Source organism: Paenibacillus sp. FSL H7-0323, assembly GCF_038002725.1.
GTDB classification, from domain to species: Bacteria; Bacillota; Bacilli; order Paenibacillales; family Paenibacillaceae; genus Paenibacillus_AQ; species Paenibacillus_AQ odorifer.
The window spans coordinates 4,883,920-4,895,904 of the sequence record NZ_JBBODB010000001.1 but is presented as its reverse complement, the minus strand read 5'-3'; the positions used below and the strand labels follow the sequence as shown (position 1 = coordinate 4,895,904).

Genomic DNA, 11,985 nt, shown 5'->3' with positions numbered 1-11,985 from the left:
AAAGGAGGTGATCCAGCCGCACCTTCCGATACGGCTACCTTGTTACGACTTCACCCCAATCATCTACCCCACCTTCGGCGGCTGGCTCCCTTGCGGGTTACCCCACCGACTTCGGGTGTTGTAAACTCTCGTGGTGTGACGGGCGGTGTGTACAAGACCCGGGAACGTATTCACCGCGGCATGCTGATCCGCGATTACTAGCAATTCCGACTTCATGCAGGCGAGTTGCAGCCTGCAATCCGAACTGAGACCGGCTTTGATGGGATTGGCTCCACCTCGCGGCTTCGCTTCCCGTTGTACCGGCCATTGTAGTACGTGTGTAGCCCAGGTCATAAGGGGCATGATGATTTGACGTCATCCCCACCTTCCTCCGGTTTGTCACCGGCAGTCACTCTAGAGTGCCCAGCATTACCTGCTGGCAACTAAAGTTAAGGGTTGCGCTCGTTGCGGGACTTAACCCAACATCTCACGACACGAGCTGACGACAACCATGCACCACCTGTCTCCTCTGTCCCGAAGGCCGCTGCTATCTCTAGCAGATTCAGAGGGATGTCAAGACCTGGTAAGGTTCTTCGCGTTGCTTCGAATTAAACCACATACTCCACTGCTTGTGCGGGTCCCCGTCAATTCCTTTGAGTTTCAGTCTTGCGACCGTACTCCCCAGGCGGAGTGCTTACTGTGTTAACTTCGGCACCAAGGGTATCGAAACCCCTAACACCTAGCACTCATCGTTTACGGCGTGGACTACCAGGGTATCTAATCCTGTTTGCTCCCCACGCTTTCGCGCCTCAGCGTCAGTTACAGCCCAGAAAGTCGCCTTCGCCACTGGTGTTCCTCCACATATCTACGCATTTCACCGCTACACGTGGAATTCCACTTTCCTCTTCTGTACTCAAGCCACCCAGTTTCCAGTGCGACCTCAGGTTGAGCCCAAGGTTTAAACACCAGACTTAAATAGCCGCCTGCGCGCGCTTTACGCCCAATAATTCCGGACAACGCTTGCCCCCTACGTATTACCGCGGCTGCTGGCACGTAGTTAGCCGGGGCTTTCTTCTCAGGTACCGTCACTCCGGTAGCAGTTACTCTACCGGACGTTCTTCCCTGGCAACAGAGCTTTACGATCCGAAAACCTTCATCACTCACGCGGCGTTGCTCCGTCAGGCTTTCGCCCATTGCGGAAGATTCCCTACTGCTGCCTCCCGTAGGAGTCTGGGCCGTGTCTCAGTCCCAGTGTGGCCGTTCACCCTCTCAGGTCGGCTACGCATCGTCGCCTTGGTGGGCCGTTACCCCACCAACTAGCTAATGCGCCGCAGGCCCATCCCTCAGTGACAGATTGCTCCGTCTTTCATTCTTCTCTCAGGAGAAAAAAGAAATTATCCGGTATTAGCTACCGTTTCCGGTAGTTATCCCAGTCTGAAGGGCAGGTTGCCTACGTGTTACTCACCCGTCCGCCGCTAAGTTACTTTGAAAGCAAGCTTTCAAAGTAACTCCGCTCGACTTGCATGTATTAGGCACGCCGCCAGCGTTCGTCCTGAGCCAGGATCAAACTCTCCAATTAGTATTGAAAAGAGCGATATGCTCATTTTGAAACATCTGACGAGAAAATTAATTCTCTAATTTTGGATTTCACTTACGTGATTTCCCACTCACTCGTTGTTCAGTTTTCAAAGATCAAGTTCTCGTTGGCGCCGTTTAATGTCTCAGCAGCAACTCTTATACTATATCATGTTCGGCTATTTAATGTCAAGCTCTTTTTTTAACTTCTTTTTCGAGCTCGGCATGTGTACTTCTTGGCCGGACTTAGAATATATCATGTATGGAGTTGCATTGCAAGAGTTTTTTTGAAATACACTAGATAAATGAGAGACTGTGCTGCCAAAAGCCTCAATACTGCAATATATAATGGCTAGCACAGCCTTATTCCTTTGTACCGCCCTAAGCAATGATCTCTTGAATATACAATTCACGTTCCAACATCAAATTAACTATTGTTTCCTCTATCTTAACCATCGGACGTGTAGGGTTTGCGCGATCTGTGAAGATAATCTCCCCATGACGGCCATCACTTAATTTGATTCTAGTGCCATTAAAGAGATCAGTACTCTTCTGTATAAACGTCTGCACAATCACTGGGTCAAGTTTACCGAAGCTTTCCGTCAGAATCTGCTCTAGTACCAAATAAGGAGACTGTGCTCTTCTGTAGGCTCTTTCTAAGGTCATAGCATGGAATATATCTGCTACTGCGACTACTTTAGCGTAGAAATGAATCTGACTGCCGTCCAGCTTCAATGGATAACCAGAGCCATCAATCTTCTCATGATGCTGCAAGGCGGCAAGTCTTACCCCTTCATTAATCGCTGTAACATTGCGTAATAATTGATAACCATATGTAGTGTGTCGGCGAACCTCTTCTATTTCACTATTGTTAAGTGACTCCGGTTTCTGTAAAAGTGAGCTGTCTACTTTTGCATTGCCGATATCATGTAATAATCCTGCAAAAGCAATCTGCATCCAATCCTTTTGTGGGTACCCACACCACTGAGCGATTTTATAGGAGGTCAACGCGGACAACACAGCATTGTGATAGTTGTAATCCTCATATTTTAAAGTGCGCGGTGTAAACTTCAAGACATGATAATCCTTCAAATAACCTATTAATGTCTCTAACTGACTGCGAAGCTCAAAAATAGGAAGTGAAGCTGCCGTTACCGATCGATAGCTGTTCTTAATAAGAGTGAGCATTTTATCGTATTCATCATGTAGAGGAGAATTAGTCTTGGCCAACATCGATTCGTTGATAATGGCTCCAGCTTTAGGGGAAGCTTGCTTAGCTGTTGTTTTGGCTCCATCCGAACTCGCCTCACCTTGGTCACCTTCGATTTCCACTTGCCCAATCAAAAAAGCCTGTAAAATATCTAGATCACGAGGGAGCAATATTTTTCCCTTAGTGAATAAAGTCCCCCCTAAAGGTGTAATTACATCCTTTATTATCTTTGAGCCTGCTTTAACTTCTCCAACCAATATATTTGGCATATACTCAGCCCCTTAATTTCTATAAGCCGTACACCCAGCATTACCTCACATTGATAAGACAGATAATTTCTGAGAAATTAGTACTTTATAGGATTCTATTGGCTAATTATAGTACGGATAAATGGAAGACACTAGTGCAGTGAAAACTATTCTTTCAAAATATTTATTTTATTTTTATAAGCATCGGTCATTCAAATAGCAACAAAAAGAGCAAGAACTTCTGTAAAAGAAGCCCTTGCTCTTTTTTGAATTCAACCTATTCTAAGTCAGTGTCTTCGTCCTCAGTCAGGATCTCAGGCTGATCAATATTGCCAGATTCCTCGACTGTATCTTGCCCATCCAGGCCTTCTTGCCCTTCCAAGCCTTCCAGACCTTCCACTTCCTCAGATTCATCCTCTTCGTTCTTGTCAGCTCTACACAGGGTAGCTACTGCGTCATCCTCACGGATGTTAATCAGCTTAACCCCTTGAGCATAACGGCCCATAGTAGAAATTCCATCCATGCTGGTACGAATCAGGGTACCGCTAGTCGTAATGATCATTAAGTCTTCATCCTTCTTAACGACCTTAAGACCCACTACAGGACCATTCTTATCGGTGAGGTTAATGGTCTTGATCCCTTTACCGCCACGAGTCTGGGAACGATAATCACCGGCTGGTGTGCGTTTACCATAGCCCTTGGTAGTAACAATCAGAACCTCAAGCTCCTTATCGACACAGTCCATACCAATGACATGGTCATTACCGTCAAGCGTAATGCCCTTAACGCCAGTCGCGCTACGTCCCATAGAACGCACATCATTCTCTGAGAACGTAATCGACATTCCGCGAGCTGTACCGATAATGAGATTTTGCTGTCCATCAGTCAGCTTAACCTCGATTAGGGAATCTTCTTCACGAAGATTAATAGCAATAAGACCGCCTTTACGAATGTTGTTATAATCCCCAAGAGGCGTCTTCTTCACGATACCCTCGCGGGTAGCAAAGAATAAATATTTGTCGCTATCGCCATCTTCCACTTGGATTACCGCACTAATCTTCTCACCTTGTTCGATTTGAATCAGGTTGATGATTGGCGTCCCCCGGGCTGTACGGCCCAATTCTGGGATCTCATAAGCTTTAATCCGGTAAACTTTACCCTTATCGGTAAAGAACATCAGATAGTTATGAGAGTTACTCACGAAGAGATGCTCCACGAAATCCTGGTCCTTGGTGTCCATCCCCATGACTCCGCGACCTCCGCGCTTCTGACTGCGGTAGGTGCTGACAGGTAGACGTTTGATATATCCTGTATGTGTAATAGTGATAACAACCTCTTCACGTGGAATAAGGTCTTCATCCAGGATACTTTCTTCACCAACCGTAATCTCTGTCCGGCGTTCATCAGAATATCTATCGCGGATATCCTGCAGCTCGTTGCTGATGATTTCCAGTACAAGATGCTCGTTAGCCAGAATTTCACGGTACTCTGCAATTTTAACGATCAATTCGTTATATTCATTCTCGATCTTTTCCCGTTCCAGACCGGTCAGACGTTGCATCCGCATATCGAGGATAGCCTGAGCCTGCTCTAAACTGAGGCTAAAGGTGCTCATTAATCCTTCGCGGGCTATATCAGTTGTCCGTGAAGCACGGATTAACGCAATCACTTCATCCAGATGATCAAGCGCAATGCGCAGACCTTCTAAGATATGAGCGCGTGCTTCAGCTTTTTTAAGATCAAATATAGTACGACGACGAATAACTTCAATCTGGTGCTGCAAATAATGATAAAGTACATCACGCAGATTAAGAATTTTCGGCTCGTTATTTACGATGGCAAGCATGTTGATCCCAAATGTGGATTGCATAGAAGTATGTTTATATAGATTGTTTAATACTACATTTGGATTAACATCGCGTCTCATCTCAACAACTACACGCATACCGTTACGGTCAGACTCATCTCGAAGATCCGTTATACCTTCGATCCGTTTCTCACGTACTAATTCTGCGATTTTTTCAACCAATCTTGCTTTGTTAACCTGGTATGGAAGCTCATGCACAATGATGCGAGCCTTGCCGTTGTTCTCTTCGATCGTTGCCTTCGCACGCATGGTTACTGAACCACGCCCCGTACGATAAGCCTGACGAATGCCCTCACGACCCAAAATATATCCAGCCGTAGGGAAATCCGGACCTTGGATAAACTCCATCAATTCCATTGGCGTGATATCAGGATTCTTAATCATCGCCTGCACACCATCGATAACTTCACCAAGGTTATGCGGTGGAATATTAGTAGCCATACCTACAGCAATACCAGATACCCCATTTACGAGCAGATTCGGATAACGGGCTGGCAATACAACCGGCTCATTCTCTTCACCATCATAGTTGGGTGCGAAGTCAACTGTCTCTTTGTTCAAATCACGAAGCATTTCGCCTGCAATCTTGGAGAGACGGGCTTCTGTGTACCGCATCGCCGCGGCCATATCACCATCAATCGAACCAAAGTTCCCGTGACCGTCTACAAGCATATAGCGCATCGAGAAATCCTGAGCCATCCGTACCATTGTTTCATAGACAGCTGAGTCACCGTGAGGGTGGTACTTACCGATAACCTCACCGACGATTCTTGCAGATTTCTTATGAGGCTTATCCGCAGACATTCCAAGCTCCGACATCGCAAACAAAATGCGTCGGTGAACCGGCTTGAGTCCGTCCCGCACATCTGGCAAAGCCCGGCTAACAATGATGCTCATTGCGTAATCCATAAAGGATTCACGCATTTCCACGCCAATGTCCCGATCTTTGACTTGTGGGTTATTTTGTTCAGCCATGAGTTGCTGGACCTCCTTCAGTTAAAAAACCGCTACCCTTAATTATATTACTTTCACAAAAGTAGCACAATTAAACATGATAGCCTTTTATCTTCTAATATTGATTTCTTTTTGCGCTTATCAGGGTATTTGCCCTTTCCGCAAATATCTTTACTACATAGACTGTAAAGACAAGAAACACGGTTTTATTATCCTAATATCGTTCGATAAGGCATAACCCCATATCCTTATATTATACCATTGTTTAGGTAGCTTGTCCTGATTTTCAGCTGTCAAAGATTATGCTGCCACTGCATTTTTTACAACAAGGAACCCAAAGGACCTATTCCTGCACAAAACTCATAAGGAGGAAGATAATGAAGATTCAACGCGTCCCAAGCAAATGGGCTAAAACGAAAGTCATCCTTCAAAATCACTCTCTATTGCAATATGTGCCTGATACCCGTAAATTCGATGTCAATGCTCTTAAGGAGATGCTTGCGTTATATACAATGGTCTATATTAAGCCAGATCGAGGAAGTTATGGTATCGGTGTAATGAGAGCTGAGCAGCGTACTGTAACTCTTAGCACTAGCAAACAGAAAGCTGAACACGGTACCGACCTCGATAACGTTAATAAAGAAGAGCCTGAAGAACAGATCTTGTATATTTTAAGATATGGGAAGACTGCGGAAGTGTTTTTCTCACCAGAAGAGCTGTATGAGAACTTACAGAAACGAATTCAGAATCGAACCTATTTGATTCAAAAAGGGATTGACCTTCTGCGTCATCAAGACCGCCCTTTTGATCTTCGGGTTCTTACCCAAAAGACTCCATCAGGAGTATGGGAAACAACAGGAATGCTTGGAAGAGTAGCTGCCCCTCAAAAAATCGTCACCAATTATCACAGTGGAGGCAGTATCCTTTCCGTAAGTACTCTACTAAAAAATTATATGCCGCCCTCTGAAGTCCTAGTTACGATCAATCACTTAAAAGCTTTGGGTATACAAATCGCGACACAGCTTCAATCTGCCTATCCAGGAATCAAAGAGATTGGTCTGGATATTGCCATGGATCAACATCTGGATATGTGGCTTCTGGAAGTCAACACTCTTCCGTCCATTGCTGTATTCAAATTATTTCCTGATAAATCAATCTATCGTAAAATACATCGCTATGCCGTAGCCTATGGACGTGTAAAAGCAAGAAAATCCCCTTATTCGACCCGCAATAAACAATCCACAAGAGCCTAAAAAAAAGCTTGAAATCAAAGAACCTCCAGCGTTCTCATTCCGTTAGGAATAGAAGCCGGAGGTTGTATTAAATATTGTTCTTACACATCAAGGTATCTAACGTTCTTGGCATGCTCATGGATAAAGTCACGTCTTGGTTCAACATTGTCACCCATAAGTGTATCAAAAATACTATCTGCCAGCATCGCATCTTCAATCGTAACCTGGAGCATCATACGGGTCTCAGGGTCCATCGTTGTGTCCCAAAGTTGGGTTGCATTCATCTCTCCCAAACCTTTGTAACGTTGGACGTTAACCTTAGCATTTTCTCCAAAAGAAGCGATAATATCATCGCGTTCCTTCTCGCTGCCTGCGTAGCGGATAACCTTATTGCGCTCAATCTTAAAGAGAGGAGGCTGTGCAATATAGATATAACCCGCGTCTACTAGCTTCCGCATGTAACGATAGAAGAACGTTAATAATAGCGTTCTAATATGGGCTCCATCGACGTCGGCATCGGTCATAATAACGACTTTATGGTAGCGAGCCTTCGATAAGTCAAAGTCATCGCTGATCCCTGTGCCCAAAGCCGTAATGATGGCGCGGATCTCGGCGTTAGATAAAATACGGTCAAGGCGAGCTTTTTCAACGTTTAGGATCTTACCACGCAACGGTAGAATCGCTTGGAAATGGCGATCCCGTCCTTGCTTAGCCGATCCACCCGCTGAGTCACCTTCGACGATGTATAGTTCGCTGATCGAGGCATCCTTGGATGAACAGTCGGCGAGTTTACCAGGCAGAGCACTGACTTCAAGCGCACTCTTCCGACGGGTTAACTCACGTGCCTTACGAGCAGCTTCTCGCGCGCGCGAAGCGGAAAGTGATTTCTCAAGAACGCGACGTGACACTGCTGGGTTTTCTTCCAGGAACTCTTGTAATTTCTCTCCGAACAGTGATTCTACGATACCCCGCACTTCACTATTTCCGAGCTTAGTTTTCGTTTGACCTTCGAATTGTGGATCTGGAATTTTGACAGAAATAATGGCTGTCAATCCTTCACGCACGTCATCACCAGTCAGATTCGAATTGCTATCCTTCAGTACTCCCGCTTTACGAGCATAATCGTTGATGATACGGGTCAGCGCACTTTTAAAGCCGGATTCATGCGTTCCGCCCTCATGCGTATTAATATTATTCGCAAAAGAGTAGATGTTCTCAGTATACGAATCGTTATATTGGAGAGCCACTTCAACTTGGATCATATCGCGTGAGCCTTCCACGTAGATCGGATCCTCATGTAGTGCTTCTTTTTTCTCATTCAAATATTTCACATATTCAACGATACCACCCTCGTATTTGAACACGTTGGTGACATCCGTCCGCTCATCATGAAGTGAAAGCTCGATTCCTTTGTTAAGAAAAGCCAACTCCCGAATACGAGTAAGCAGTGTCGAATATTCAAAAACTGTGGTTTCCGTAAATATTTCAGGATCCGGATGAAAGGTTGTAGTCGTTCCTGTCTCATCTGAATCGCCAACGATTTTGATGTCATACTGCGGTGCACCACGTCTATATTCCTGTTGGTAGATATGACCGTCACGTTTGACCTTAACAAGGACCTTTTCAGACAAGGCATTCACTACAGAGATACCCACGCCATGCAAACCACCGGAAACTTTATATCCGCCACCGCCGAATTTACCGCCTGCATGCAGCACGGTCATTACGACTTCAAGCGTCGACTTCTTAAGCTTTACATTCTCACCTACAGGTATGCCACGTCCATTATCGATAACAGTGATCGCGTTATCCTCATGTATAATCACTTGAATCCGGTCACAATAACCTGCGAGTGCCTCATCGATACTATTATCGACGACCTCCCATACCAAGTGATGGAGACCTTTAGAACTAGTCGAACCAATATACATGCCCGGACGTTTCCGAACCGCTTCCAGCCCTTCCAGTACCTGAATCTGGCTCTCATCATATGTCGGTTGATTCATTGACATGCCTTCACCTACTTCTTTCTGATTATCTCTTTGTTACCCAATGCAAGTTATATTTCGAGCAAAATTTTGGCTCTTTTTTTAAGAGTGGAGGAGGAAATGGGGGAGTAATACACGATATTTTTAGTTACGACAATAGATTTTGCTTCCTCTTCGCCAATCCGCTCAAGCTTCTTATCCTGCTCAGAGTGAATAACGAATTGCTTAGATACCTTGGAAGATTTCTCAATCGAAATATCAAATATAGCAATTAACTCCGAAGACCTAATGATCTTCTCCCCGCCCAAATGAATATACATGATCGTCCTCCGCTCTTTTATAACTCAACTTTTCCATCATGAACATGAAATAGGCTGGCGCCCTTTAATTTATCGGCATTCAGACCCTCAATTCCGGTAGCGGTAATGAATGTCTGTACCTTGCTTTGAAAGGTTTCAATAAGCTGGGTCTGGCGGTAAGGATCAAGCTCGGATAAAACATCATCAAGAAGCAGCACAGGATATTCTCCGATTTCCTCATGGATCAGCTCGATTTCCGCCAGCTTAAGCGATAAAGCCGTGGTACGCTGCTGTCCTTGAGAACCGTAGACCTGAGCTTCCCTTCCGTTGATAAAAAAGGACAGGTCATCCCGATGGGGACCCGTCAGCGTCATGCCGCGCCTGATTTCTTGTTCTCTCGTTTGTGATAACTTTAACATAAAATTGTCTAATAAGACAGCTTCATCTTCCTCATCCCGATCGCCGAAAGAGGGGACATAGAGCAATTTCAGTTCTTCTCCGCCGTTCGTAATCCCCCGGTGAATGCTTTCAGCCCATATTTGCAGCTTCTTTATGAATTGTTTCCTTTTTTTGACGATTTTAACACCATGCTCTACAAGTTGAGCATCCCAGATTTCCAGAAGCTCTTTCCCTGCAGCCTCTTTTCCCCATAATTGCTTTAAGAGATTACCTCTTTGCAAGAGAATTTTTTGATACTGCTGTAGGTGAAATAGATAACTAGGCTGGACTTGGCCGATCTCCATATCAAGAAAACGCCGTCTGATACCAGGGGTCCCTTTTACAATCTCTAAATCTTCCGGTGCAAACATGACCACATTCAGAGATCCAACAAACTCACTAAGGCGCCGCTGCTCCAAACCATTGATCTTGGCTTTTTTACCTTTGGCAGATAGGGTGAGCTCCAGCTTGAGATCGCCATACTTGCGTTCCACCTCGGCAACGATCTGAGCTGCATCTCCGGGGGCATCGAAGGAGATAAGTTCGCGGTCCTTAGAGGTGCGGTGGCTTTTGGTCATCGCCAGGACGAACAATGCCTCCATGAGGTTTGTTTTGCCTTGGGCGTTCTGACCCAGAATCAGATTCACATCGCCCAGGCTCTCCAGACGCAGCAGCCCGTAATTCCGATAATGCTGCAGACCGATATTTTTAACAAACACGAAATGGTTCCTCCCCTAGCGTACTACTCTTTTACTCCTCCGCCTTCAACCTCAAAGGTACCGTTATCCTGCACTTCGATTTTGTCACCCGGATAAAGTTTTCTGCCGCGCCGTTCCTCTACCTCTCCGTTGACCAATACGTGACCTTCCTGCAATAAAGCTTTGGCCATTCCACCTGTGGATACACAATCTGCGAGTTTCAGAAATTGGTCCAGCTTAATGTATCCACTGTGGATAAGTATTTTTTTCATGGTTTTTATCCTTTCAGCCACTTATCCACATGTTCATGAATGTTGGCATTAATTTGTTGTACGGTAAGGCAAAATGATATACAAGCTATTGGTTTGGTCAAGTGGTTTCAAAATGATCGGACTCATCATCCCTGTAAATGCAATAACGAGCTGCTCACTCTCTATGACCTTTAATACATCAAGCATATATTTCGAGTTGAAAGATATTTTGAGAGGTTCACCTTTGAAATCAATGACTTCAAGTTCCTCGCGAACCTTACCCAGCTCTGATGAGCTTGAAGAAATTTCAATACCGCCTTGATCAAGCGTCTGCATACGAACAATATTTGTTTTTTCTTCCCGGGACAGCAAATAAGCACGATCAATCGATTCGCTTAATTTTTTTGTATCTAAAGTTAGTTCTGTTTTGTAGGTTGTTGGAATAATTCTAGAAGTATCAGGATAAATCCCATCTAGGATCCGTGAATAAAACAGTACTTTGTCGATTTTGAAGAGTACTTGATTATCCGCAACGACAATATCAACCAGCATATTTTGGTCAGGGATAATTTTGCTGAGCTCATTAAGGGTTTTACCGGCAATAACAATATTTCCGAAATTGACATTTTCCGTGCCTTCAAGTTTAGCAGCTCTTGTTGCCAAGCGGTGACGGTCAGTCGCTGTAAACTTAAACTCATTGTCGCTCAGATTCCATAGTATACCCGTTAATATCGGAGTTGTCTCTTGGGTAGAAATAGAAAAGGCTGTTTGTTTAATCATATTTTTCAGCAAATCACCTGGTAGAGAGATCGTGTCATTCTCTTCAATGCTCGGTAACACTGGGAATTCTTCAGGGTCTAAACCTACCATCTGAATCTCAGTGGATCCGGAAGAAATGTACGTTTGGAATCCTTCTTTTACTTCCATGTGGATTTCTTTGGAGGGCAGCTTCTTAATAATCTCGACGAAAAATTTAGCGGGAAGGACAACACTTCCTGGCTGATCTATCTTCACGATGGTGTGGCTGTCATTCTCTGCTGGAATAAACGATTGAATAGAAATATCGGTATCACTTGCAGTTAATGTGACGCCTTGATGGCTAACTTCCAGTTTAATACCGGTCAAAATAGGGATTGTTGTTCTGCTGGATATAGCTTTGGATACGTGTTGAATGGATTCGTTGAGCTCATTTTTAAGAATGCTTATTTTCATGATTTCACTCCTAGCTGAAAAATTGGGAATTTCG

8 protein-coding genes and 1 rRNA gene are annotated in these 11,985 nt (G+C 44.6%); 1 reads left to right on the top strand and 8 read right to left on the bottom strand.

What is annotated here, in order from left to right; genetic code table 11:
* From MHH89_RS22095 to gyrA, 3 genes are all read right to left on the bottom strand, one after another.
* Window positions 1-1,558 (bottom strand): 16S ribosomal RNA (locus MHH89_RS22095).
* 377 nt (window positions 1,559-1,935) lie between these two features.
* Window positions 1,936-3,033, bottom strand: a complete 1,098-nt coding sequence (locus MHH89_RS22090; protein ID WP_076124333.1) for an HD-GYP domain-containing protein — start codon at window positions 3,031-3,033, stop codon at window positions 1,936-1,938.
* Between the two features lie 256 nt (window positions 3,034-3,289).
* Window positions 3,290-5,854 (bottom strand): DNA gyrase subunit A, encoded by a 2,565-nt coding sequence (gyrA, locus tag MHH89_RS22085; RefSeq protein ID WP_076191454.1) that lies wholly within the window; start codon window positions 5,852-5,854, stop codon window positions 3,290-3,292.
* Between the two features lie 356 nt (window positions 5,855-6,210).
* Between gyrA and MHH89_RS22080 the strand changes: the two genes are divergently transcribed.
* Window positions 6,211-7,086, top strand: a complete 876-nt coding sequence (locus MHH89_RS22080) for a YheC/YheD family protein (protein ID WP_076282221.1) — start codon at window positions 6,211-6,213, stop codon at window positions 7,084-7,086.
* Window positions 7,087-7,166: 80 nt separating this feature from the next.
* Here the strand turns inward: MHH89_RS22080 and gyrB are convergent, their stop codons facing one another.
* From gyrB to dnaN, 5 genes are read right to left on the bottom strand one after another with little or no spacing between them, the layout of a single operon-like run.
* Window positions 7,167-9,077, bottom strand: a complete 1,911-nt coding sequence (gene gyrB / locus MHH89_RS22075; RefSeq protein WP_036677726.1) for a DNA topoisomerase (ATP-hydrolyzing) subunit B — start codon at window positions 9,075-9,077, stop codon at window positions 7,167-7,169.
* 47 nt (window positions 9,078-9,124) lie between these two features.
* Window positions 9,125-9,373, bottom strand: coding sequence for an extracellular matrix regulator RemB (gene remB / locus MHH89_RS22070; protein WP_036677731.1), 249 nt, complete (start codon window positions 9,371-9,373; stop codon window positions 9,125-9,127).
* Between the two features lie 17 nt (window positions 9,374-9,390).
* The gene (recF, locus tag MHH89_RS22065) at window positions 9,391-10,509 is read right to left on the bottom strand and encodes a DNA replication/repair protein RecF (RefSeq protein ID WP_036677733.1); all 1,119 of its coding nucleotides are present in this window, start codon (window positions 10,507-10,509) and stop codon (window positions 9,391-9,393) included.
* A gap of 23 nt (window positions 10,510-10,532) precedes the next feature.
* Complete coding sequence (gene yaaA, locus MHH89_RS22060) at window positions 10,533-10,760, bottom strand: S4 domain-containing protein YaaA (RefSeq protein WP_036677736.1); 228 nt, start codon at window positions 10,758-10,760, stop codon at window positions 10,533-10,535.
* A gap of 48 nt (window positions 10,761-10,808) precedes the next feature.
* Window positions 10,809-11,951, bottom strand: coding sequence for a DNA polymerase III subunit beta (dnaN, locus tag MHH89_RS22055; RefSeq protein WP_036677739.1), 1,143 nt, complete (start codon window positions 11,949-11,951; stop codon window positions 10,809-10,811).
* Between the last annotated feature and the right edge of the window lie 34 nt (window positions 11,952-11,985).

What these genes read in the sequence shown, in the direction of transcription:
- MHH89_RS22090 (WP_076124333.1), bottom strand. Translation starts at nt 3,033, where the DNA reads ATGCCAAATATATTGGTTGGAGAAGTTAAAGCAGGCTCAAAGATAATA.
- gyrA (WP_076191454.1), bottom strand. Translation starts at nt 5,854, where the DNA reads ATGGCTGAACAAAATAACCCACAAGTCAAAGATCGGGACATTGGCGTG.
- MHH89_RS22080 (WP_076282221.1), top strand. Translation starts at nt 6,211, where the DNA reads ATGAAGATTCAACGCGTCCCAAGCAAATGGGCTAAAACGAAAGTCATC.
- gyrB (WP_036677726.1), bottom strand. Translation starts at nt 9,077, where the DNA reads ATGTCAATGAATCAACCGACATATGATGAGAGCCAGATTCAGGTACTG.
- remB (WP_036677731.1), bottom strand. Translation starts at nt 9,373, where the DNA reads ATGTATATTCATTTGGGCGGGGAGAAGATCATTAGGTCTTCGGAGTTA.
- yaaA (WP_036677736.1), bottom strand. Translation starts at nt 10,760, where the DNA reads ATGAAAAAAATACTTATCCACAGTGGATACATTAAGCTGGACCAATTT.
- dnaN (WP_036677739.1), bottom strand. Translation starts at nt 11,951, where the DNA reads ATGAAAATAAGCATTCTTAAAAATGAGCTCAACGAATCCATTCAACAC.